A 24,486-nucleotide genomic window follows, 5' to 3' on the forward strand; every position below is an offset into this window, starting at 1 on the left:
ATGGTATAATTATGGCATGGAAAATAACCGACTATTTCGAATGTTGCTTTTGTTATTGGAGAAAAAGAAAACCACTGCACCAGAGCTCGCCCGTATGTTCGAGATTTCTGTACGTACAGTGTATCGCGATATCGACCGTCTGAGCGCTGCGGGTATTCCCGTCTATACAACGACCGGCAAGCACGGCGGTATCCATCTGATGGACAACTATGTCATGGACAAGTCCCTGTTGTCTGAAGAAGACCAGAATGAAATTTTGATGGGACTATACAGCATCAGTGCGATCCCCCATCTTAACAGTGCCCATATGCTACAACGGCTAACCGCCCTTTTTGATCACAAACTGGATTGGATCGAATTCAATTTCTCACCATGGGGCAGCATCCCTCTGCAGGAGAGAGAACTGTTCAATCAGGTGAAGCAGGCTATATTAACGAATCAACTGATTACGTTTCATTATGTTAATTCAGATGGTGAGAAGAGCATTCCAACCGTGGAGCCACAGAAACTTATATTCAAAAACAGTACGTGGTACTTCAAAGGATATATCCATGATGACCCTGATCGGGAAGAATTCGAGACATTTAAGATGAAACGGATCACCCAGTTGACTTTTCTGGCGAGAAAACACGATCACTCTGTTACTGCCGGATCAAACGACCCTGAATCAGAAGCAGCTCCTGTCCTGACTCCTCTTACACTCTCGTTCTCCAGCAACATTGCATACCGAGTGTATGATTTTTTCGAACCCACCCTCATTAAAAAAGAGCCTGATGGCAGGCTCCGTGTTTCTCTCGAACTGAATGTAGGGGAATGGCTCTACTCCTTCCTGCTGTCGTTTGGTTCCGAGCTGACCGTAATCGAGCCTGTTCATGTTGGACAGGAATTGCTCAGACGTCATATCAAAGCCGTTGAACATTTGCAGAACGTCATGAACAAACTTCCCAATAATGAATGATATAATATAGGCCTATACAACTTTTGATCACAGCTGACTCTCCGTCATCCATCTGCCCGAAGGAGGTTTATCCATGCAAGACATTAGACGCAACAATGTGGAACGTTTCAAAGGTTTTGGTACGTTATACGATCAGAACCGACCAGCTGCTCCCACTGAAGTGGTGGATATTCTAACGACATATCTTGGCAGCACACCGCGTATGGTCGCAGATATTGGCTGTGGCACCGGCTTATCCTCGTGGATCTGGCTTAATGAAGCTGAACGTATCATCGGCTTTGAACCCAGCGATGACATGAGGTCTGTAGCTGAATCCAAGTGGGAATCTGCCGGGAAGCCGGATAACCTGCGGTTTGTGTCCGGCTTGTCTCACGACCTCGGACTACCAGATGGCAGTGTGGATGTGCTGACCTGCTCCCAATCGTTTCACTGGATGGAGCCGCAACCCACACTACGCGAGTTTGCACGTGTACTTCGTACAGGGGGCATATTTGCAGCCTACGATTGCGACTGGCCGCCAATGTTAGACTGGCAGTTAGAACAAGCTTATCTGCAGCTGAATAAGGAAGCAGATCAACGAGCAGCCAGTCTGGCTCCCCAGGATAGTCAGGCACACAAATGGAGCAAGGATGGGCATTTGCAGCAGATTCAGCAGTCTGGGCTGTTCCGATATGTCCGGGAAATCGTATTTCATCACCACGAGACATTCACAGCCGATCGATATGTCAATCTCGCCCTGAGCCAAGGCGGCCTGCAAACGGCGTTGAAGCTCGGAGCGGATGATCTATTAACAGCTGCTGACGAGTTCAGAGCGCTGGCTAATCGTGTATTTGACGGAGAATCCAGAAAAGTACTCTTTTCTTATCGCATGCGCCTTGGTATTGTTTGAAAACCTTCCGTTGCTTGCATCTCTCGTACATACCAAAATGAAAAAGAAGGTCCTACACGTCATAAACATGATCTGTGGGACCTCCTTTTGTCTACATCCTCAGGAAGAGAATAAGTCACTTAATTGTCGCTCCTGTACATTCAATGCCAACACCAATTTTGTTGGGTCTTGTCTTGAATAAATGACGTTAATGATATGACCTTGCTGCACCTGGGGCAGCGCAGATGACAAAATTTCTTTTTGCGTTGTCACATTGAAGGTTTCACCGTTCGTCTTTGTTATACTGAGTTTGAGCTGAAGCTTGATCTTGTTACTGCCTCCACTCCCAAGTGGAGTGACATCAAGGATCTTGGCCATCGCTTTTTCCCCTGTTCTTGCAATATCCATCATTTCAGGTGATACCCCTTGCTGTACCATCTTTTCATCCAACAATTGCTGCATATCCTCCTGTGATAATTGCCCCTTCAGATCAATCCCTACCTTGCGCTCATCCTTCACGGAGACCACTAACGGAATGAAACTGCCCGGCTGAAACTGTGCCATGGAGGTCAGCGGAATGACGGCTTTCATCTCGGTATCGTATTTCTCGCGCCCCTTACGCGACACCGTCAGACCCAATCGAACCTCAGGCTGTTCATTAATATACGTCCCCGTCTGTTGTATAGTCTTAATGACCCCAACTGCTGGTAAACCTGTCTTCACTCGACCTACGCCAAAAATATTGCTCAAAATCACAGGAACAAAGATCAGTGCAAACCCGGCAAAAATCGCAGGAGTGTACCACCATGCCTGCATAATCATAAATGGATCATTCCACATCTTCTGTGCCAGAAATGGGGAGAACCCCACTCCGAACACAGTTAATACGCCAATGAATCTCAGGAAACCTACCATATGATCTACCCTCTCTTAATCCTTCTCTTACTATCTCTATCCATACCTTTAGTTTCATGTATCTATTAATCGTTGTTATACGTATTATACACATGGGATATCACTGTCTTATAAGCAAAGACCTTCTAAATGGACACTAGTCCCATATAGATCAGTTCGGACGGATTCGCTGGATTCTGACCCAATCCCACCCGATCTCCAACTCGTGGAATCTGCATTTTGGACACCAGTGTCTCCAAGGTTCGCTGATACTGGTTACCGTTGGTCTCTGTCACATCCAATACAAGCACAACAATCGGATCAAAATTGATCAGTTTGCCTGTATCGGTGATCGTCACCACCGTTGCTGTTGCCGTTAATGGAAGCGAACCACTCGCGGCCAATTGTGCCTGCTTTGCCGAATCCAGACTTTGGTTGATGGCCTCCCGATGTTCCTTTGATACAAAACCTTTCATCATCATGCCAGTGAGTCCTTTATTCATCATTTTATCCGCTTTAGCAATCGCATCTTCCTGTTTGTTCTTTTTACCGAACCATCCCATATCAAACACCTCATTTGTTTTATTTGTTTTTAGAAGTTGTTCAAAAAGTCCACTTTTGATTACGAATCATGCCTAGCGGCATCATCAGCATCGAATATGAAATTCAGCCGAATAAGCATATGCTTACGAAGTATGTTTCCTTCGGAAACATTGTAGTTGCTCACGTAGGTCTCCTACGCTCCGCTACTCCATTTCTAGCTTCATTCCATCTTCTCGGTACTGAAAACCAGACTTTTTGAACACGTATTTATAATTAAATTATAAACACCGCGGCTTGTCCTTGAATACCCTTCTGGCGGCATACAAAAAAAACGAAAAATCCGGCAAATGAATTACGGGATAATCGTTTCTTTGGTAAAGAATTATGCTAATTCCGCAAAAAAAGATCTGCTAATCCGATCTTCATTTCACAATTGGCGGCCATATTTTGTGCCAAGTGCTTTGGCAATGCACAAAATCATGTCATAATCAGGCTCTTCCAAGCCGATTTCCGCTCTATTTTTTGCGTAACAGATAGACCAGTTTCCGATAATACATCGCGGCTTCTTTGTATTTACGCTGATCCTCAGATACTACGGCCATCCCTTCATATAACGGTTCAAGCCGCATGACATGCTGCGCGGATTCAAAATAAGGCAGACACGCAAGTGCCCGCTCCATGAAAACTTCGCGATCTCCATGCGCAAGAGCCAGATGGCTCTGGTAGAAGGTTGCGCTCATCTGCTGGTCCTGTGTTGTTGCACATTTCAAAAGTTGATCTACACTCTGCGCGAGCACGCCCCAGTTCTTCCGTGCCAGAGCCACTTCGCATCGATACACACTGACGAGCGGCTGCATGGCCTGCTGTGTTTCTTCCGTTTCCTGCTGCAATAGCGATTCAAATCGTTCAATCTCCGTCTGTGCCTGATCCAGTTCACCTGTCATTGTTAACATGACAATGCGATTGTTGGCAATCGCCGTTACCAGATCTCCCTGGTTGCCCGCATACACGAGGTTTGCCTCCGCCATGGTTAATGCCGAGAGTGCCTCCTGAACCAGCCCCATTGCGAAGCAATACCCACTATATGCTACATATAATCCAGACAACCGATGAAACATCCGCTGATCATAGACATGACGCATCGTAAGCTCGAATACCTGTTTTGCCTCTTCATACTGTTTGACCTGGATGTAGGCTTCCATCTTGATATTTTGCACAGACAACCAGAATTCACTGCCAGGAAGCGCCAGCTCACTGAGCCTAGTTGCATGAGTTAGTACATCCACAAAAGCCATTTTGGAGCGATAATATTGTATTTTATAGAACAAGAGCGCCTTAACTAACGGACGCGGCAGATCAATATCGTCTGGACGACCGTATTTCTCCAGGTAAAAATTGAGGTAGGACGTATGTATATACTCATGAGCCGTTGCATCATTTAATTGCTGATAATAGACCGCCTTCATCAAGGCCGTTGTCAGCTCAACGGTCAGCGTGTCATCCCGATCTGCCAGTGCATGCACCGTATCTTCGGATATCGCCGACGCTGGAACAGACATTTGTTCGAAAATAACCTCTGCCCGTTCGAGTGTTTCCTCGTCCTGAGCCGCAGCCTGTAGAATATAGGAAGGGGATACCCCAAGACGCCCGGCGATGGCTTCTGCCAAGTCCTCAGGTAGCGGATAACGATCCGCCAGGATATTGGCAAAGTGGGCCTGCGTGACCAGACCTTCCACAAGGTCTTTACGGGAGATTTGTTTTCTTTTGCTTAGCAGTTCAATGCGTTCCTTCAGCATGGTATCCCTGTCCTTTCTATCCTAACAAGCGAGTACATTCTATTCACATCATCGCAAAATTAGTGATATAACGCCACCCTTCAAGTGAAATCAAACGAAACGGTTTCCGTTTCCGAGGTAATTGTTTTACAATAAGAAAGTATGTGTAAGAGCATTTTATCGAAATGCTGAAACATGAGCTGAATATGAAAGGATGCAAATAAATGATTATTAAACCAAGAACACGTGGTTTTATTTGTACCACTTCCCATCCTGTAGGTTGCGCTGCGCAAGTGCAGGAACAGATTGATTATGTAAAATCCCAGCCTAAGCTGAAAGGACCGCGTAATGTACTCGTGATCGGTGCTTCCACCGGATACGGTCTGGCGTCACGTGTAGTTTCTGCTTTTGGAGCTGGAGCGAATACAGTCGGCATTTATCGTCCAAGCAGTTCCACAGAGAAACGTACAGCTTCTGCAGGATGGTACAACTCCGCTGCATTCGAAAAAGCCGCGGAGGAAGCAGGCCTGAAATCGTACAGCGTTACAGGTGATGCATTTGCAAACGAAACACGAGACAAAGCCGTTGAACTGATTCGCAGTGAACTCGGTCAAGTCGATCTGGTCGTATACAGCGTAGCATCGGCACGCCGTACCGATCCGAACACGGGTGAAGTATTTAACTCTGTGCTGAAGCCAATCGGACAATCCTACACGAACAAAACGGTGAACTTCCACACAGGCGAAATTAGCTCCGTTACCCTTGAACCGGCAAACGAAGAGGAAATTCGTCAGACGGTAACTGTTATGGGCGGAGATGATTGGGAACTATGGATGGATGCCCTGCAACAAGGCGGCGTGCTTGCCGACGATGCAACAACGATCGCTTTCTCCTACATCGGTCCTGAACTTACCCATGCCATTTATCGTGATGGTTCCATCGGTCAGGCCAAGAATCATCTGGAAGCAACTGCACACAAGCTGAATGATCGTTTGAGTGCCAAAGGTGGACGTGCGTACTTAACTGTAGCCAAGGCGCTGGTGACTCAATCCAGTTCTGCGATTCCAGTCGTGCCGCTGTACATCTCAGCATTGTACAAAGTCATGAAAGAAAAAGGCTTGCATGAAGGATGTATCGAGCAATTGCAACGTCTGTTCGCTGATCGCTTGTATGCGGGAGGAGAAGTTCCAACCGATGCCGAAGGTCGCATTCGTATTGACGATTGGGAGATGAGAGCTGACGTTCAGGAAGAAGTGGCGAAGCTCTGGAATGAGTTGACCACAGAGAACATCTACGATCTGTCCGATCTGGAAGGTTACCGTCGCGAATTCTTCCAGCTGTTTGGTTTTGAAACCGATGGTGTGGATTATGAAGCAGATGTTGATCCCAACGTTGAAATGCCTCATCTGGTGAACTAAATAAGTTTTGGCGTGGACGTGAACCTAGGTTTTTGTTTTCGTTAGCACTTCTGATGTAATGCTAGAGATATGATATTAAAATCAAATGAAGAAGGAGGGGCCCTCTGGCTCAATGTCATTAAGTTAAGGCGCAGGACCAAAAATCAATAAAATGAGCAGGTTATCGAAAAGATAGCCTGCTTTTTTTATGTGTGAAAATAAGAAAAAAGACTTGACAAGCAGGTGAAAAGGTGTGGCGAAGCCCTTGGAAAACGAGGGGGTTACGCCAATGAATGAATATGCGAATTCGCTAAAAGAAAAACTCACTTCTCTCATACGAGAAATGTCAGTTGCACCAGCACCTTATGTCAAAAATCCTGAAAAAGATTTTACCCGTAAGAAGAAGTTACCGTTTGAAACGGTTATGCAACTACTGATCTCTATGGGCGGAAACAGTTTATACAAGGAACTCTTGGAATCACAGGGCTATGATGTAAATACGGCCACTTCTTCTGCTTTTGTCCAACAGAGAAATAAAATCTTGCCGTCTGCCATGGCATATTTGTTTCAAGAATTTACGCAATCGGTTACGGATCTCAAGAACTACCGAGGGTATCGGTTACTCGCCATTGACGGTTCGGATTTGCATTTCGCCACTGACCCTGCGGATACCGACACCTATTTTCAAAGTCAACCGGAAGCAAGAGGCTATAATCTGCTGCATTTAAACGCCACCTACGACCTTTGCAACAGACTTTACGTGGATGCGATTATTCAACCGCGAAGATTAAGTAATGAGAGAAAAGCGTTAGGGGATATGGTTGACCGTTCCTGCATCGAGGGAAAAACCATTGTCATTGCCGATCGAGGTTATGAAAGTTACAACAATTTCGCACATATTGAACGCAAAGGGTGGAGCTATGTCATTCGAGTAAAAGATCTGGCCTCCAGTGGTATTCTCTCGGGCTTGCGTTTACCCGATAGCGGTTCGTTTGATCAGGAGGTTCATCTAGTGCTTACTAAAAAACAAACCAAAGAGGTCAAAGCTCATCCCGAAATTTACAAGTTCATCCCTTCTAAGTCTACCTTTGATTTCTTAGATTTGAAGGAGCATCTGTACTACCCCATATCTTTTCGAGTCGTTCGGTTTGTCCTGTCGGATGGCGCTTATGAGACCGTTATTACGAATTTATCTGACGCAGATTTTCCACCCGATGAACTCAGGTCCATCTATAACATGCGGTGGGGAATTGAAACCTCGTTCAGGGCATTAAAATACACCGTCGGTCTGACCCATTTTCACGCAAAGAGACGAGAGTCCGTCATCCAAGAGATTTTTGCAAGAATGATCATGTACAATTTTGCAGAAATGATGACCTCGCACGTCGTCATTTCCCAAAAAGCTAAACAGTACCACTACCAAGTCAACTTCACGGTTGCCGTTCATGTTTGTAGACATTTCCTGCGCTCAAGAGACGATGACCCCCCGCCCGATGTTGAAGCACTGATTCGAAAAAACGTTTTGCCAATTCGACCCATTCGACCAGGGCAGCAGAATACGCGCAAAATACGTTATAAATCATCGGTTAGCTTCGTCTACAGAGTAGCATAAATTCGGTTCGTCTGAACACTTTTTTAAGCGGATCATCCATCCGTTTGTTTGCTGTACGCTTTTTTCCTTGCATACACAAAAAAACAAACGACACGGGACTTTTTCCCATGCCGTTTCAGATTTCATTTTATTCTCAGTTTTGTCTTTGAGCTAAACTTAATGACATTGCCCTCTGGCTCCTCCTTTTTTTGTCCTTTTTAGATCCTCCCCCCTTTAACAATTCCAATTTCCGTATCCGTACACTCCTTTGTATATCCCCTAATCAAATTGATTTAAGCAGCTTTTTCAACTCTTTTGGTACCGTCTTCTCGATAGTAATGGAACGTGCTCCATGCATGGACGCAAAGAATTGAAGCCCCTCCCGAAAATCCGTAATCCATTCTTCCACAGGTGGAGCAGTCTCCTCCATCGATAACAAACGAACGGTAAGTACTCCAGTTTTGCGATCAAGGCGTGGGTCCATACGTCCAATCAACCGATCACCGTGAAGAATAGGCATGGCATAATAACCGTAGGTTCTTTTCATCTCTGGCGTATAAATCTCCCATTTATAATGAAAATCAAATAAATCAACAATACGTTCTCTTCTCCATAACAGGTTGTCCAGCGGCGGCAGGAAACGTACCGGGCCAGACGGATCATAGTGTGGCTCTTCCCTTTCCATATGCAGCAGCAATTCCTCATCTTCAGCACGAATATAATAAGGCGTGGCCACGTCCTCCACCTTAAGCGGGATCATTCGCCCATCTGACACACGGGCAGCAATATCGGCGCGTCTTTCAGCCGCTGTAGATTTCAGCCAACCCAGACGGGGATCACGGGCATCTACGACACGATACGCATGAATGTATTTATCCAGCAGAGCCTGTCTCTGGGCCAACACATCGATGTCTTCTTTCATCGTAAGTCCCTGTTGCTGCAATCCGGATTCGGTAATATGAAAATAGCGTTCATTCCCCTGCCTCGCCACCACACGAATCACAGCGGAGTCCAACAGCAGATTCAGAGCAAGTGTGGTATCCTTTGTCTTTGGCACATCTGCACTGTCCCAATAACCACTTACCCGTTCAACAGCACGGAAGGCTCTGGAAGGTAAAGGACCCTCTTCCTTCAAACGCTGTAACACATGCTGCACTGTTTTCTCTAGACCTTGTAAGGACGGAGCCAGACGCTCCCTTAATCGGGCACGCACAGGTTCAAAGAGAGCATAATCCTCGATTGGAATGACACAGGCAGCATTTGCAAAATATTCAAACACCTTGTGATCACTCAGCAACGTATTTAAGCTGTCAGCATTATAACCAGGGTCACGAGCCCCCAGCACCAAATGCTGGTTTCCGGTTACAGCAGCCACAGGATCGATCTGTACGCAACCAAGGGAACGAATCAAACTCAAAACTTGGTCAGGTCCCGAAGGTAAGGAAACTGCGGGCCAACGTCCCAGTAAGGCTTGCGTTTGCAGCAAAAAACGCCGAACGATTTTTTTATTCAAGTGCAGCGCTGTTGTCATATGTATAGGTTCTTCCCTTCATTAAATATACAAGGATTTATAGTCCAATTTATCAAGATACCTTGATTTTAACAGTCCACATGATTACTTTCCAACCAAAGAAAGAATTCAATGTCTTACTTATCCAGCAATCCGTTCCTTATGGACAAAATAAAAAGAAGCACCACCATCTTGGATGATCTGCTTCTTGTGTTTGACCTTTTGCAATTTTTCCTGCTTCGTAGGCATGAGCCGTACATGCTGGGATAACGCACCATAATCTCCGTTAACTCTTCGGCTCTGTTCCGAGCACCATTGACCTGACCGCTCTGCTTTGCGTAATGCTTTTTGTGTTTGTGTACGTGCCATAATGGATCACACACTCCTTTGGTTGATATACACTCAATATATCATGTGCAGCTACGCAAGTGAAGGTGCTTCCTACTGGAATGAGATGTACATCATTAAAAAGGCTTCCACCCAAGTACTTAGCGGGATTGCCGCTTTCGCCGAGACTGCCACGTCTCGATTGGTTCATGATCATCTTCTTCGATCAGTTCCAATGCTTCTTCCACTCTTCTGGCTTTGAATAACAGAATTAATTCCATCAGGTCTTCCCTGTCCAGCAGCTTCACTCCATTAACCGCTGCAAGCGTCCGACAGGCTTCGGTGTAACGGGCGGACGTTAATACAATCGACCGGTCGGCTTCATAATAACGCATCGATGTATATATCTCCTGCACAGCACTCAACCCTACGGGATGGTTCGCACCATATCGCTTCGCTTGTATCACACTTCGTCTGCCGAGTCTATCAACAAACACCAGATCTGCCCCAAAATCCCGGCTACTCGTTGTCTTATGCACCTCATCGTACCCGAGCTCTTCGAATAAATGATAGAGATATAATTCAAATTCCGAACCATCCTCCATCTTGTCGATGTCCTTTATTGTGATCTTACGAGGATTGGCTTCACTTCGGATCCGCTGCCCGCGCCCGATAACACGCCGAATAATCCAGGCCAGCAGCAACAATATGATGATACATCCAATGACCCATAGGGTCACATTTTCGCTCCAGTTCATAGCTATTCTCCTTGTTTCATTTCCTATGTTCTATCCAACGTCTTACGCAGATACGGCTGTCACCGCACTAAATATATCAGACTTCCACCTTCATCGAAAGAAGATGAATTCCCTGTAACCGTTACACTTCTCCAAACATAGTCATTTCGACAAACCAATGATAAAAGGTTACAGTGCGTTCGGTTGAATTCAGCTTGACTTTAATGGTAAAATTCAACAATCGGTTCTATTTTGAACCGAAGAAGAAAGGTGGTTTATCACTTGCATACATTGACCAAACACAAGTCCAAAACATGGGCTGCCCTCATTCTCAGCGGCATGCTCCTCTTCACCATGAATACAACAGGTTACGCCGCTGCTTCAACCGAATCCATGCCCAAACCGGCGTGGACGTCATCGTCCCTGATGTTATCTGAGGCTAATACAGAGAAAGATGTCCTGATCAAGGGAATTCATGCCGTGCCATCCAAAAATCTTGTATATGTACATGCCTCCCAACCCGTGACCAAAACAAGTAGCAAAACAACACTCGACTGGCAACTGGACTCTCTCCAAGCATTCGATGTTACAACTGGACAATTGAAGTGGAATACGATATTCCATGAGAAAAGTGGTCCTTATACCACCTACTCCGATTCGGTATATGCCAGCAACGGTACAGCTTATGTGTATATGGAATATTCAGACAAAACCAAAAAATTGTACTCATTCAATACATCCGGTAAAACCAACTGGGTCAAAACGGTGAATTCACCTGCAAGCATATCCCTATTGGATAACGATACGCTGATGGTTGCTTCAAGTCAGGGCGTGCAATCGAATGGTTCGGTTCGCTCCGCCATCTCGTTATATGACAAAAAGGGCAAGCTGATTACTGAAAAGACCATCAACGGTAACGTGCTTAAAGCTGATCATGGTCGAATTGTAGTGGATGCCAGTAAACAAACGAAGGTAGGAAACTTCTGGCAGCAAGCAGCTAATCCCAAAGTAGAGATCTATGATCGTACGTTGAATCGTCTGTCCTTCTACCAATTCCCTGCCAATGCAAATACATTAGGAGATGGCGGCGGTGAATCGCTGGCCATTCTCGACGATGGTTCCATCATTATGCGCGCCAATTTTGAGAACACCGGTAACAGACTGATGGGCTTTGGCATCGATGGCAAGCTTGCTTGGGGACGTGCCATTGCTGGTGATGCCTACATTCAGACGGCTGGCAACGGTTATACAGTCTTTACAGGGCAGAAGCTGGAACTGTACACGATGAAAGGCAAAGTGACTGAGCGTACATTCAAGGACGCACAGCCTGCACTTATGCGTGTTGACCAGACACAGGATGGTCAGTATCAGCTTGATTTTGCCAAAACAGGATACATTCTTGATCCACAGACGCTGGAAGACGTGCATATCTACACGACCAGTGCCTCGGTTCCTTCATTAGAAGGTGTTTCAACTTATGTGGATGATGTCATCTATTCCATGAACGATGAGACATTGTCCAAATATGTATTAAAGGCTACTGCAAAATAATGAACGGAGCGCTTCTGTATGACCGTCTAAACGGTTGACAGGGCGCTCTTTTATTTCACATTCGCCTGGCTCCCCTTACTTGTCATTTCTTCTCATCCTGTTATACTGGTAACGTTCTCTTGCTTCACCCTAATCTTGATAGGCAAAAGGAGCTTAACCTTCCTATGATTATTCAGTTCATTCGATACAGATAACTTGGGGCATAGCCATAAACCTCTTTTTTGAATTTCGTGCAGAGGTTTATTTGTTATACCCTTTTCTTCAGTTATCCAAATCTGAATGAATGGGGTGTTATTCCATGTCAGTCCATCGCAGAGAACGCAGCGCTGCGCTTATTAATCCATACATCCATATGTTGAACTGTCCCATCTGTCATAGCCCTATGGCAACCATTAACTCAGGGAGCATTCAATGTGTGTCCAGGCATAGCTTTGATTTTGCAAAACAAGGCTATATCAATTTCATGACACGTTTTTTCAAGGGCAACTATGACAAACGTTTATTTACAGCCAAAAGGAATATCTTATCGGGAACCGGTATTTATGCTCCTTTGACCGAAGTACTACGCAGGTGGATCGCACGTTATTCCGTTGACATCAACTATCCCGTGCATATTCTGGATGCAGGCACAGGAGAGGGAACATTTCTGCAGCAGATTACGCAGAATACTCCAGCCGTTGGCTGGGGCATCGATATTGCCAAAGAAGGCATTGCCATGGCTTCCTCTGCCTACAACCAGCAAATCTGGTTTGTCGGCGATCTGGCATGCAGTCCGTTTGCAGAAGGTCAGCTGGACATCATCCTGAATATATTTTCTCCTTCCAACTATGAAGAGTTTGGACGAATTCTGAAGGATGGGGGATGGATCATCAAAGTCATCCCCCGTGAACGATATTTAATTGAACTGAGAGAAATGCTGTTCCTGAATCGACCTGATCGAGCAGACGGCCGGGAACTTACGCTGGACCGATTCCGCAAACATCATCATCTCATCGCCAGCATTCCGCTGACCTACACGCTGCCCGTCACCGAAAACATGCTGGATTCACTCGTTCATATGACACCACTTTCCTGGCATCAGTCGGGATCATCCCTGGTGAGCATTCAAGCTTCCTTGTCGAAGATTACCATTGACGTAGAAATACTGGTAGGAACAATCAGATAACCATTATGGCTGATTTCAGCCGCCATACAGCCAAAAAGCCGGGCGAGTTCCAACTGGAACTTTCCCGGCTTTTCATGTGATCTGATGCATTATTTCCAATTCTCGTCTATAAATTCGTCCCGTCCGGATAACGCACGGTCTTCCTTATAATGTTTTTCGTTTTTCTTGTGGTAATCCTGATGATAGTCTTCAGCCGGATAGAATATAGCTGCATCCCGAATTTCCGTAACAATGGGTTGAGTGAATCGTCCGCTGGCTGCCAGTTCCTGTTTGGACTGTTCAGCAAGCTCACGTTGACGTTCATTATGCACGAAGATCGCCGTACGATACTGTGCCCCCCGATCCTGGAACTGACCTCCGTCATCCGTCGGATCAATCTGCGGCCAGTATAGCTCCAGCAGTCGTTCATAAGGGAATACATTTGGATCAAATGTAATTTCAACCACTTCGACATGACCGGTCTCCCCGGTTTTGACCTGCTCATATGTTGGATTCTCGACGTGACCGCCGGCATAACCCGATATAATGCCATGAATGCCCGGTTGTTCTTCAAACGGTGTAACCATACACCAGAAACATCCGCCGGCGAATGTAGCTTTTTCCATTCCGTTCATCCCCTCTTATCTAAACTAGCTATAGAATACTGATGCTAAGTTACGCATACATTCTTATATTTTAAAACAACAAGAGGTTGATTGAAAGCCATGGTTATGGCTCTCAATCAACCTCTTCATTGGTAAAACATTTGGCTGACAACTAATTCAAGAAATTATCTTGATTAAGTTACCCGCGACTACGTCCCATCGAACGGAAGATCAAGCTTACGATGGCTACAAGAACGATCGCACCGATCAATGCAGGCACAATGTAGAATCCGCCCATCTCAGGACCCATATCGCCCAAGATTACTCCACCTAACCATCCACCGATAAAACCAGCAATGATGTTACCAATAACACCACCTGGAATGTCACGACCAACGATCAAACCTGCCAACCATCCAATGATACCACCGATAATTAATGACCATAACCAACCCATATCATTCACCTCTAATTAAAGTTTTTGTTGTTGTCTGTCTACTATTAACCGCTACAGAAGCATTTAAACAATTGGCATAAAAATTTTTGCATATTACCTTTTGTCCCCATGCATCTTCCTCTGCAAAACAAGCCTTAGTCAGGTATGGAACAGATCGCGTTACTTTCCGGCATCTCACCAGCTCAGGGCTGCGTTATGTACCTCCCGAAAGTCATTGTATGTTAGAGCAGACAAGGTTAGTATCACCAATTGAGGTAGGATTATTTATAAAATTGCGTCATATTATAGGATGGATGGGTCAGGTCTGATCAATAAAAGCCTGCACGGCCCTTACCTGGCTGCGCCAGCCAAGTATGTTTATGGCTCTTGTCCAGCTCGCCACGCATCGACTGAATGACTTTCACAATGTCTGTCTGTCCATTCTGATGCCATTCCAGAGCAGCGCTCACATATAACTCACCTAGCTGTGCAAGAGAAAACGTGTCGGTCAGACGAGCTGCTTCTACTGTGCCTTCTTCACCCGCAAATACAGTGAAGCCTCGTTGGCGCAAGTATTGCAAGCGCAGCGCTTCATCTGGCAGCGGAATTTCGTAAGCTCGGTCAAACCGCCCAGCACGGTTCATGAGGCCAGGATCTATTTTCTCCGGATAATTCGTTGTCCCGATCAGGAAAATGCCTTCTTTTGACGTAGCTCCATCCAGTGTATTCAGGAAAAAGGAACGGACTTCATCCGGCATCGAATCGATGTCCTCAATGATCAGTACCATCGGTGCCAACCGCTTGGCAGCCTCGAACACTTCACGCACAGATTCACTGTTGGTATACTCCGTAATCTGCCAATACGCAGCCGGACCCGGGATACTTCCCGCAATGGATTTTACCAACGTGGTCTTACCATTCCCCGGATGCCCATACAATAAAATGCCCCGTTTGTACGGGATATCATAATCTCTGTAAAAAGAACGATCCGCTTCAAAAAACTGATCCAGCGAGCGGAAAATATCCTGCTTGATCTGTGCCGAAAGAACAACATCCTCTCTTCCCACGGAGCGAGTGATGGATTCCACATGACGATCGCTGCCATTGCGGGCATCGATGTAGACCGTTACTTTTTTCATATTTTGCTGACGTTCCCGTTCCCGGACACTTCCCAGAAATTGCTTCATCTCCTCATCACCGATGGCAAAGACAAAGTCTTCACTGTAGATCCCGTTCTCTCGGAAAAATGGAACCCGCACAAGTGCTACGCCCCATTTCGGATAAGCAAATACGTTATTACGAATGGAGTAATGCACACCATAAGTGGGTACATCTCCATCATCGTCGTAATGCAACGTCTGAAGTTCCAGATCCTCGAATATGCGGGCTACCAGTTCCACTTCGTCACTTCCATTTTGCAGATCTTCCCGGAGTAACTCCCAGTATTCATTGTTCGGGTCAGAACTGGCATAAAGCTTGTACTCAACTCCATAGCGCTGAAGGAGCGCCTCACTGATTCCACGAATCAGCCTTGAATAGATGGCGTACCCTTCCACTCGAATTCGGGTATCATGTTGTTCGTCATAGGTATAGATCGCCTGGTTTGGATCTGTTTGTTTTTCGTTTATTGTCATTATTTCGCTCCCTTTACCGCTACAAGCGGTTTGCATTTGGCTACAACTTGAGCCAGGCCTGCGCCGGTAACACTGTCTATAATTTCATCTACATTTTTATAAGCCTGAGGTGATTCATCAATAATGGATTCAAGTGAGCGTTGGTTTACCACGATCTCATCTTCTGTACCCACACCCAGTGCCGTAGCAAAATCCTCCACGCTAATCAATCGTTTTGTTGCCGTCCGTGAGCGGATTCGACCCGCACCGTGACATATTGAATAATAATTATCAGCACCCTGCGGCTGACCTACCATGATATATGAAGCAGTTCCCATGGAACCCGGAATAAGTGCCGGATGTCCAGTTGCCAGATAAGGCTTTGGATTGTCCGGGTGACCTGCTGGCAACGCACGTGTCGCCCCTTTGCGATGCACAAAAATGGAACCTTGGTCTGCGTGAGATTCCTCCCAGGCATAGTTGTGCATCAGATCGTATAACGTACGAAATTCACATTTGGAGCCAAACACATCCCGGAATGCTTCGCGAATAGCATACGCAATCAGATGACGATTGACAACAGCGTAATTCAATGCAGAATACATCATGTTCACATAATGACGACCTTCCGCATGCTCAAGTGGAGCAAATACCAGTCTGGGATCGGATGTACCCAGGTTAAGCCGCTGCATAACTTTGGCAATCGCTGACGAACTCGTCTGGCTTACATACCCACCCCATGCACGAGAGCCGGAATGAATCATGACCACGACCTGTCCATCATACAATCCCCAAGCTTCGGCGATTTCACGATTCTCTTCAGCGATCTCAATCGCCTGGATCTCGGCAAAATGATTCCCCCCACCCAGTGTTCCGAGCTGACGATGCGAACGATGCCATGTCATATCAGGAACGTGGTTTAACACGTCCTCATCGTAACTGAACTTGCTGCTTTCCACATGTGTCATCGCAGTTGATTTTTTCGGTGTATAGCTGTCCGGAATATACTTTTTGGGTAAACCATGCAGTCCTTTACGAACAATATGCTCCAGTCTGATATCCGAGTAATGACCTCGCTGGTTCGCCTCCATCGGCAATACTTTCTCAATGGCCTTGACGAGTTTGCGGCGAAGCTTGATGTCTTTCAATTCGTCCTTGTGCAAGTTTGTCATATGCACTCGCATACCACAGCCGATGTCACTGCCCACGATGGAGGGAGAAACGTATCCGCTCTGCGCATCCCACACGGCTGTCGTTCCGATGCACGTACCTACACCGACGTGTACGTCTGGCGTGTAACTCATATAAGAAATTCCCGGAATCTGCAGATTATTGTTTGCCATCTCAAACACCTTGTAATCGAGCGAGGAGAAGAGTTGTTGCGCCGCATATACGGTTAAATTACCTGCAGGCAATTTTACTTCATGCCGGTAGGCACCTGTTAATTCGTTTGGATTGGTAAATAAATTAAATTCTGTATTCATAAAAGTGTATTATTCCTTCCTGTACGTTCAGCAAATTCGGTTTGCTGATTCATCTGTAAAATAAAACTAAAAAAAGCCATAGGCTAGTCGCCCATGACTTCTACTGAATGACAATAACGGAGAACAGAACAGCATAAACATGCTGTGTGTCTGTCATCCATCGCTATAATATAAGCGAAGAACGCATATCGATTATAAAACCTGCTAAACGATATGCCTATCCCCTATGTCGACCGTATGAGGCCAATGAAACGATGAGCCGGATATGCTATTGTGTCTACGTTGCGCCCTGTTTGAATCAAATCATAACCAAGCATCATGTCTCTCGGCCTCCCTTCGTTAATGTTAGTCTTATATTAAGGGGACTAGAATTCATGTGTCAACCCTTTTCTTGGAAATTGGTCCATGGTGTAGATTGCATATGTAAACAAAAACAGGAGATTGTCCTAGGACAATCTCCTGTTTCCCAAATAATAATGATGTTGTTAGCGTAACATGATTATTACAGTCCTGCTTGTTTTTCCAACTCTTCAACCGGATTTTCGTCTTCTTTTTCAGGAACTTTGGAAGACAGGAACCAACCACATACCGCAATGGTGATCAGTACAATATAGAATCCGAATTTCCAAATTTTATTTTCCGGGAAATGCTCATCCAGAACACCCAATGAAGGGTGAGCGAGTGTAATAACCGCCAGCTTAACCCCTACCCAACCTACGATGACAAAGGCTGCAACTTCAAGTCCTGGACGGGAATGAAGCAATTTCACAAAGTATGAGGCTGCAAAACGCATGATCACAAGCCCGATGAATCCACCGAGGAAGATAACGATAAACTGTCCACCGTCGAGTCCGCCAATTGGAGGCAATCCACTTGGTGGCAACGCCACGGCCAAAGCAACAGCAGCCAGAATGGAATCAACTGCAAATGCGATATCCGCTACTTCGACCTTGAAAACGGTCATCCAGAAACCGGATTGTTTTTTCGGTTTCTTAGGGGTTGAATCAGCTGCTTCATCTGTTTTATTGCGACTACCCAGTATCTTTTTAACGATGTGGTTAATCGAAATATACAGGAGATACAGGGCACCGATCGCTTGTACTTGCCATACATCGACGAGGAAAGAGATCAGGAACAATGAACCTAAACGGAAAACAAATGCACCCATCAGACCATAGAACAACGCTTTTTTGCGCTTATCTTCAGGCAAGTGTTTAACCATGATTGCGAGTACCAATGCATTATCTGCTGCGAGTAATCCTTCAAGGACCACTAAGACAGCAAGCACCCACCCATATTCTAATAATAATGAAACATCCAAAATTGACTCCTCCTTAATATTCTTATGATGTACAAAAAAAAAGGACCTTTACCATCACTGGTAAGGTCCTTTTATATCCACAAAAAGAGACCTTTACCGAGCATGAAAACTTGGTAAAGGTCTCGCTAACAACAAAATTGCTGCCAATAAAGCCGGGGATATAATCCCGAACTGACGACTTTACTGTAAAAGCTACTCCCCTTTAACAGGAATATGTAGTTTTAGTTGGAACGGGTTGTTTAACCTGTACTCATCATATTTCATAACGTTAAATAAAGTCAAGCTTTATTTAGCTGACGATACAACTTACGGAATACGACAACATCGTAGATCATATTCCCCAGTGGAATGAAAGAAACAAAGAACAGAGCAATTGGACGGCGCAGACGCCATTTCTGTGAGGTGTACATAGTCACCATAAATAACAAATACATTAAAAACAAAAAACCGTACAGATTCCCAAACCATGTGACAGCCTGCGGCATAACCCCGGCATCTCTCAACGGAAAAGCAACAAACAGTAACAACACGTACGAAATGCCCTGCAACCACAACATTAGCCGGAAGCGCCCCAGCGTAGAATGTAACATTATTTTCCTCCTGCTTTTATACATGTAACGAATTCAATTGTTCCCGTACAGTATATCACAAAAGCTGAATATCTCGCTTAATGCCATGTAGCAGATTATTCCTGCACGCTTATATGGTTGGCTCACCTACCATTTCGCAGGAGCCAAATGCTTCAACTTCTCATAAGATATATGACGAAGATTGTTAAAGATGTCGGACAAGGAGGAGCCAGATCATGAAAATAGCTATGGTTGCACCCGAGAAATTGCCTTTGCCCGGTAATGGTTCCGTGGAAATCTGTATCCTGGGCATCGCTCGTGAACTAGCCCAACGCCATCAGGTGACCATTATAAGTCGTCAAATGCAAGGTCTCGCCGCCACAGAACAGATCGATGGGATCACCATTCAACGCGTCCCTGCGTCGAGTCCTGTCATGTACACCAAAGCAGTCATACGTTTGTTATCCCAACAACCCTACGATGTAATTCAAGTGGATAACAGGCCACGAAGTATGGCTACCATCAAACGAGCTTTTCCACGCACTCCCGTTGTACTCTATCTTCACTCATTAACGTTTGCTCAGCCCGGGCCTTCCAAACTCACATTAATGAGAAAAGCTGATTGGATTGCCGTCAACAGTCATTCCCTGCGACAAAGGTTAGGCCGCAGATTTCCGTTGGTAAAACACCGGATGAGTGTTGTTCCATTGGGTGCAGATCTAAGCCGCTTCAGGCCTGTTGAATCCAGCGAAGAACGGATTCATCTGCGTACACAATTTGGAGTAACTAAACCATTCTCTATTCTGTATGTCGGCAGGCTGATCCCTGGAAAAGGTGTAGACGTATTAATTCGTGCGACTGCCCTCCTTCAGCAACAGATGCCTGTTCAACTGATTATTGCAGGCAAAGGACCTCCGTATTACATGCGTAAACTTCGCGAGCTTGCCCATAAACAAAAGGTCCATGTTTCCTTCCGTGGTCAGATAAACCATGAGCATATCGATCAGTTGTATCGGGCAGTGGATTGTCTGGTCTGTCCGTCTCAAGAACATGAAGCTTTTGGCCTGGTTAATGTTGAGGCGATGGCTTCAGGATTACCCGTTATTGCTTCGGATAACGGAGGTATCCGTGAGATTATTCAATCAGGAATCAATGGATACCTTGTCACCGCTTATAAGCGTCCTCAACGTTTCACCTCTTACCTGTACAAACTTGCAAGCAATCCCACTTTTACCGAGAAGTTAGGAAAGGCTGGCCGAGACAGCGCAAGGGCATATTTCAGTTGGGCAAGAACAGCCATGCATCTGGAAGCGACCTATACCAGGCTCATCCGTAAATGAGCCTTCTTTTGTTACGATGATCAAGCTTTTTCACGAAATTGCCATCCCTTAATCAAAGAATCCATCTGCGGAACAGGAATGTGACTCATCTCAATTAACTCCATAATCACCATATCTCTCATCATGAATCGTACTTTGGCACACGTGAGTTGATGAAATACATCGTAGAATGCCGTCCCGGCCCAACATCCATGAGGTACGATTAGGGGATCATTAACGATATAACCTACGGCTCCAATCGGGGGAATAACAACCTTAATTGCTTGATGATCCAAACGATTATCTGGATCTTTGACGAGATACACGGTATCCCCCACATGTAAAGCCTGTACTCCATGGTAGTGGTCCATCCCATACATAGCTGCGAATAATTTGGTGCTCATATTACCTGCTCCTTTTTCCTGTATTTCTCCATGATTAAAATTTTTACAAAGAAACATCGGTTTCATAATGTTCCAACCACTCGACAAGTTGCCTGCGTATCTCTCTACGAAACTCACGAGGTTCAAGTACCTCTGCCTCGGGCCCAAATTGATACAACCATTTCAAAAATTCTCTGCTGCTATTCAGTGTCACTTCAAATAACAATCCCCCATCCGACATATTCGTCATTCGCGGGCGAACAAACATCTCTTCTTCTTTTATGTAGGGGGCCACTTTCTCAGAGAATCTTACCTTGAAATGGATATTTTCGTCGCCACGGTCAATAGACCATGTGTTCTTCATGTACTGTGTTATGTTGAAATCACCCTTGTCGAAACCGGCATTTGTTCGTGTCACATCCAAAAAACGGCTGATCCGAAACAATCGAACTTTTTGCAGCAAATGGCAGTATCCAATCAAATAAAAACGTTGATCACGTGGAATGAGATAATAGGGATCGATATCCCGGACTGTGATCTCATTTCTTGTCAGCGTATGATATTGAGTACGAATGGTTTGCTGGCTTAGAATAGCTTCGATAATGGGAATCAGCAAATTAGGGTCTTTTCCTTCCTCACGATAAGCTGGCGTGCCCATCCGAATAATTCCCGCAATATTCTCTACAATGTCACTGTTTCTTGATTTTAATTTGGTATGAGCCGACATAACCTTGTCAAACGCTGAATCAAACTCAGCAGGTAACTTGGAGGTATCAACTACGGACGGGAGCAAGGAGAAAACCATTGCTTCCTGTTCAGTAAAATCTAATGGATACATCGCAAACTCACCAATAAATCGGTAACCTTTGCCGTATCCTTCATTCATAATCGGGGCGACCCTATCCAAAATCCGGAGATCACGATAAATCGTGCGTACAGTCGTACCGCATTTCAGCGCCAATTCCTTGGCCGAAATTCCAGGATTTGCTTGTATAGCCTGAAGTATACGCAGCAGACGAATTAATTTCTCTGTCATGTAGTTTCTCCCCTTCGATATTTTATCGGCAAGGAAAACTAGTTCCTTTAGTACAGAACTAAATCTTTAGTCCCAATATTGTTTTCGCAATTTCACCATTTTTGTATAGTCCAATTGCACTCTTACCCCCTTTTAATATACATTCTCTTACTCGCTTGCGTAAAACATTAACCCAAAAGACCTTAAACCTAAGCCTGAAAGCCTATACAATTTTCTAAAAATAATACAAAAAAAGCCCTGATCTCCACAAAGAGACAAGGCTTTTCTCGGAATTACTGGTTATGCAACTGTAATAATTGATTCATCACATTTGCCATATGCTCACAGAGTTCAGCAATGTCCCCCATCTGGTCTTCATTCACACTGCGGTCAAAATAAACATGAGCCGTGACGTTATACATGTTTGGCTGTTCATCAAAGATATACTGGATGTTCTGGCACATCCTCTGCTCAGGCAAGCTCTTCTGTAATATCAGACGAATGGCTGGGCACTGCTTCTCAGGCTCCTTCACAACCATACTAAACCGTAGTTCCAAGCGGCAACCCGGATTCGCACCAGGCGTCTCCAGGATCTCCGCTGCAAGCTCCTCGAGGGAACTGCTTAATACAACTTCCCCTGTTACTTCCGGGCGATCCCTGAGACAGAATTGTAATGTGAACTCTCTGGACATCACTGCCATCTCCAGCCGATCTTTACGCCCCGTAATCTGAATACGTTCGTCCAGGTTATCCATATCATAGAGATAATTCTCAAACCCGACTTTCAGATTGTCATACACCGTTGGATCAAACATTGAATTAAACCTACTTTCTTACCCTTTAACATGTATTGTAGTACATTCTCATTTTTCATGCGAACGATGTGCCTATTGAACTCTCTTGCTCGGAAAATCAGGACCACCCGTCCAACGGGTGGTTTGCTCTTGGGGTATAACCCCCTGTTGCCAAACTGCGCCTAAAGACGCTAGCCTGACAGCAGGGCTGTTCAGGCTCAGTGTTATTTGTCACTTTCACTCACCAGTTAAACTGGTTTTACTTCTTTTTGCTCCGATTACTGCTGAATGGATCTTCGTATTCTTTTACACTCAGCTTATCTAACGCTTGATCATGTGCTTCTTGTTCACGAATATACTTTCTTACCGTTGCTTCATTTAGACCCACTGTACTCACATAGTACCCTTCTGCCCAAAACTTTCGATTTCCATATTTATACTTGAGCTGGGCATGCTTCTCGAATATCATTAGTGAACTTTTCCCCTTTAGATATCCCATGAACGTGGAGACTGCCATTTTCGGTGGAATCGCTACCAACATGTGAACATGATCGGGCATCATGTGACCTTCTATAATTTCTACTCCCTTGTACTTACACAGACGTTTGAAAATTTCGATTAAATCTTTTCTCACTTGATTATAGATTTCTTTCCGTCTATACTTCGGGGTGAATACAATGTGGTATTTGCACATCCACTTTGTGTGAGCTAGGCTATAGCTCTTGTTTGCCATCGAAGACCATTCCTTTCTTTTGAGCCTGAACATCTCAATTTTATCGGAATGGTCTTGGTGGTCAAACCCTCGATCCCTCCACCCGCATAGCGGGTGGTTTTTTGTTTCGCGCGTTTCACGCACTCAACTGGCTAAAGCCATAATAAAAAAAGCCCAGTCACTAGGACTGGGCTTTGGTTAAGCATGAGATCTGGCAAGATCCCGTAGCTTGGCTTATTCTTCTGTAGCTTATTCTTCTGTAGCTTTTTCTTCAGCTGCCGGCTCAGCTTCCTCAGCAGAGGCCGTTGGCTCTTCCTCAGCGGCTTGTGGCGGCATGACGGAAGCGATGATGGATTCAGGTGATGTTACGAGTGTCAAACCTTTATCCAGCTTGATATCCGCAGCAGTCAAACGATCACCAATGTCCAATCCGCTCACATCCACTTCAATGGACGTTGGCAGATCCGCAGGCAATCCTTCTACTTCCAGCTGTGTCTCCTGTGTCTGGAATACACCGCCAGCTTTCGAGCCGGCCGCTGTACCTTGGAAGTCGATCGATACACTTACGCTGATTGGCTTGTTCTTGGAAATTTGCAAAAAGTCTACGTGCAGCAAACGTCCGTTACGCTCTTGCTGATCCTTGATCAGCACCGGAAGCGTTTTACCGCCCTCCACATTCAGGTTGAACATTTCGGAGCGGCCTGTGCGTGCCACTTTCAGCATTTCTTTTTCATCTACATGTATTGAAGCACCTTCAAGTCCCGGGCCGTAAACGACTGCGGGAACTCGTCCGCCTTGTCTTAACAGGCGCAGTGCTGCACCTTTCTTTTCCGTTCTTGGCGTTGCTGTAAGTTGAGCCATTTTTCCGTTGGATTTCATGATTGAACATCCTCCTTCAAGGGATCACTACATTATATTTGTTGGAAAGCGCTGAGGCTTA

The 24,486-nt window shown here is 45.3% G+C and carries 24 protein-coding genes; 7 read left to right on the top strand and 17 right to left on the bottom strand.

Going from position 1 to position 24,486, the window contains the following annotated elements; all coding sequences use genetic code 11:
- The first annotated feature begins 16 nt into the window (after positions 1-16).
- Positions 17-958, top strand: a complete 942-nt coding sequence (locus V6668_RS23000; RefSeq protein WP_338706853.1) for a YafY family protein — start codon at positions 17-19, stop codon at positions 956-958.
- A 73-nt stretch (positions 959-1,031) separates the two neighbouring features.
- Positions 1,032-1,847, top strand: coding sequence for a class I SAM-dependent methyltransferase (locus V6668_RS23005; protein WP_036674482.1), 816 nt, complete (start codon positions 1,032-1,034; stop codon positions 1,845-1,847).
- A 99-nt stretch (positions 1,848-1,946) separates the two neighbouring features.
- On the opposite strand, the gene V6668_RS23010 is transcribed toward V6668_RS23005, so the two are convergent.
- The 3 genes from V6668_RS23010 to V6668_RS23020 form a co-directional block, all read right to left on the bottom strand.
- Entirely contained in the window at positions 1,947-2,741 is a 795-nt protein-coding gene (locus V6668_RS23010; RefSeq protein WP_338706854.1) for a hypothetical protein, read from the bottom strand.
- A gap of 125 nt (positions 2,742-2,866) precedes the next feature.
- Entirely contained in the window at positions 2,867-3,283 is a 417-nt protein-coding gene (locus V6668_RS23015; protein WP_074096159.1) for a hypothetical protein, read from the bottom strand.
- A gap of 495 nt (positions 3,284-3,778) precedes the next feature.
- Positions 3,779-5,059, bottom strand: a complete 1,281-nt coding sequence (locus tag V6668_RS23020; RefSeq protein WP_338706855.1) for an XRE family transcriptional regulator — start codon at positions 5,057-5,059, stop codon at positions 3,779-3,781.
- A gap of 203 nt (positions 5,060-5,262) precedes the next feature.
- Here V6668_RS23020 and fabV point away from each other — a divergent pair, with 203 nt between their 5' ends.
- Positions 5,263-6,456: an enoyl-ACP reductase FabV gene (gene fabV, locus V6668_RS23025; protein WP_338706856.1), complete on the top strand. Its 1,194-nt coding sequence runs from the start codon at positions 5,263-5,265 to the stop codon at positions 6,454-6,456.
- A 268-nt stretch (positions 6,457-6,724) separates the two neighbouring features.
- Positions 6,725-8,047, top strand: a complete 1,323-nt coding sequence (locus V6668_RS23030) for an IS4 family transposase (RefSeq protein WP_338706857.1) — start codon at positions 6,725-6,727, stop codon at positions 8,045-8,047.
- 262 nt (positions 8,048-8,309) lie between these two features.
- Here the strand turns inward: V6668_RS23030 and V6668_RS23035 are convergent, their stop codons facing one another.
- From V6668_RS23035 to V6668_RS23045, 3 genes are all read right to left on the bottom strand, one after another.
- Positions 8,310-9,557, bottom strand: a complete 1,248-nt coding sequence (locus V6668_RS23035) for a DNA glycosylase AlkZ-like family protein (protein ID WP_338706858.1) — start codon at positions 9,555-9,557, stop codon at positions 8,310-8,312.
- Between the two features lie 120 nt (positions 9,558-9,677).
- A complete protein-coding gene (locus tag V6668_RS23040; RefSeq protein ID WP_036617079.1) occupies positions 9,678-9,905 on the bottom strand; it encodes a hypothetical protein in 228 nt (75 codons plus the stop codon).
- A gap of 119 nt (positions 9,906-10,024) precedes the next feature.
- On the bottom strand, positions 10,025-10,621 hold the full coding sequence (locus V6668_RS23045) for a restriction endonuclease (RefSeq protein WP_036617077.1): 597 nt from the start codon (positions 10,619-10,621) through the stop codon (positions 10,025-10,027).
- Between the two features lie 261 nt (positions 10,622-10,882).
- On the opposite strand from V6668_RS23045, the gene V6668_RS23050 reads away from it, so the two are divergent.
- Both V6668_RS23050 and V6668_RS23055 read left to right on the top strand, forming a co-directional pair.
- Positions 10,883-12,151, top strand: coding sequence for a hypothetical protein (locus V6668_RS23050; protein ID WP_338706859.1), 1,269 nt, complete (start codon positions 10,883-10,885; stop codon positions 12,149-12,151).
- Between the two features lie 352 nt (positions 12,152-12,503).
- Complete coding sequence (locus V6668_RS23055) at positions 12,504-13,316, top strand: putative RNA methyltransferase (RefSeq protein ID WP_338708995.1); 813 nt, start codon at positions 12,504-12,506, stop codon at positions 13,314-13,316.
- Between the two features lie 89 nt (positions 13,317-13,405).
- Here V6668_RS23055 and msrA read toward each other — a convergent pair whose 3' ends face one another.
- The 6 genes from msrA to V6668_RS23085 form a co-directional block, all read right to left on the bottom strand.
- Positions 13,406-13,921: a peptide-methionine (S)-S-oxide reductase MsrA gene (gene msrA, locus V6668_RS23060; protein WP_338706860.1), complete on the bottom strand. Its 516-nt coding sequence runs from the start codon at positions 13,919-13,921 to the stop codon at positions 13,406-13,408.
- A 178-nt stretch (positions 13,922-14,099) separates the two neighbouring features.
- Positions 14,100-14,357, bottom strand: coding sequence for a GlsB/YeaQ/YmgE family stress response membrane protein (locus V6668_RS23065; protein WP_017686880.1), 258 nt, complete (start codon positions 14,355-14,357; stop codon positions 14,100-14,102).
- Positions 14,358-14,665: 308 nt separating this feature from the next.
- A complete protein-coding gene (locus V6668_RS23070; protein WP_338706861.1) occupies positions 14,666-15,970 on the bottom strand; it encodes an AAA family ATPase in 1,305 nt (434 codons plus the stop codon).
- On the bottom strand, positions 15,970-17,433 hold the full coding sequence (locus V6668_RS23075; RefSeq protein ID WP_338706863.1) for an RtcB family protein: 1,464 nt from the start codon (positions 17,431-17,433) through the stop codon (positions 15,970-15,972). Before V6668_RS23075 ends, V6668_RS23070 begins: the two co-directional genes overlap by 1 nt.
- 502 nt (positions 17,434-17,935) lie before the next feature.
- Positions 17,936-18,754, bottom strand: coding sequence for a TerC family protein (locus tag V6668_RS23080; protein WP_036617064.1), 819 nt, complete (start codon positions 18,752-18,754; stop codon positions 17,936-17,938).
- 278 nt (positions 18,755-19,032) lie between these two features.
- Positions 19,033-19,344, bottom strand: coding sequence for a DUF3817 domain-containing protein (locus V6668_RS23085; RefSeq protein WP_036617062.1), 312 nt, complete (start codon positions 19,342-19,344; stop codon positions 19,033-19,035).
- A 215-nt stretch (positions 19,345-19,559) separates the two neighbouring features.
- Here V6668_RS23085 and V6668_RS23090 point away from each other — a divergent pair, with 215 nt between their 5' ends.
- Positions 19,560-20,663, top strand: a complete 1,104-nt coding sequence (locus V6668_RS23090) for a glycosyltransferase family 4 protein (protein ID WP_338706864.1) — start codon at positions 19,560-19,562, stop codon at positions 20,661-20,663.
- 20 nt (positions 20,664-20,683) lie between these two features.
- Here the strand turns inward: V6668_RS23090 and V6668_RS23095 are convergent, their stop codons facing one another.
- The 5 genes from V6668_RS23095 to V6668_RS23115 form a co-directional block, all read right to left on the bottom strand.
- Positions 20,684-21,046, bottom strand: a complete 363-nt coding sequence (locus V6668_RS23095) for an HIRAN domain-containing protein (RefSeq protein ID WP_047844030.1) — start codon at positions 21,044-21,046, stop codon at positions 20,684-20,686.
- A gap of 43 nt (positions 21,047-21,089) precedes the next feature.
- A complete protein-coding gene (locus V6668_RS23100) occupies positions 21,090-22,061 on the bottom strand; it encodes a helix-turn-helix transcriptional regulator (RefSeq protein WP_036617058.1) in 972 nt (323 codons plus the stop codon).
- Positions 22,062-22,333: 272 nt separating this feature from the next.
- Positions 22,334-22,855, bottom strand: a complete 522-nt coding sequence (locus tag V6668_RS23105) for a hypothetical protein (RefSeq protein WP_338706865.1) — start codon at positions 22,853-22,855, stop codon at positions 22,334-22,336.
- Between the two features lie 238 nt (positions 22,856-23,093).
- A complete protein-coding gene (gene tnpA, locus V6668_RS23110; protein ID WP_100529447.1) occupies positions 23,094-23,567 on the bottom strand; it encodes an IS200/IS605 family transposase in 474 nt (157 codons plus the stop codon).
- Positions 23,568-23,795: 228 nt separating this feature from the next.
- Positions 23,796-24,425: a 50S ribosomal protein L25 gene (locus tag V6668_RS23115; RefSeq protein WP_036674494.1), complete on the bottom strand. Its 630-nt coding sequence runs from the start codon at positions 24,423-24,425 to the stop codon at positions 23,796-23,798.
- Positions 24,426-24,486: the final 61 nt, after the last annotated feature.

The organism is Paenibacillus amylolyticus (assembly GCF_036894225.1).
Taxonomy (GTDB): Bacteria; Bacillota; Bacilli; order Paenibacillales; family Paenibacillaceae; genus Paenibacillus; species Paenibacillus amylolyticus.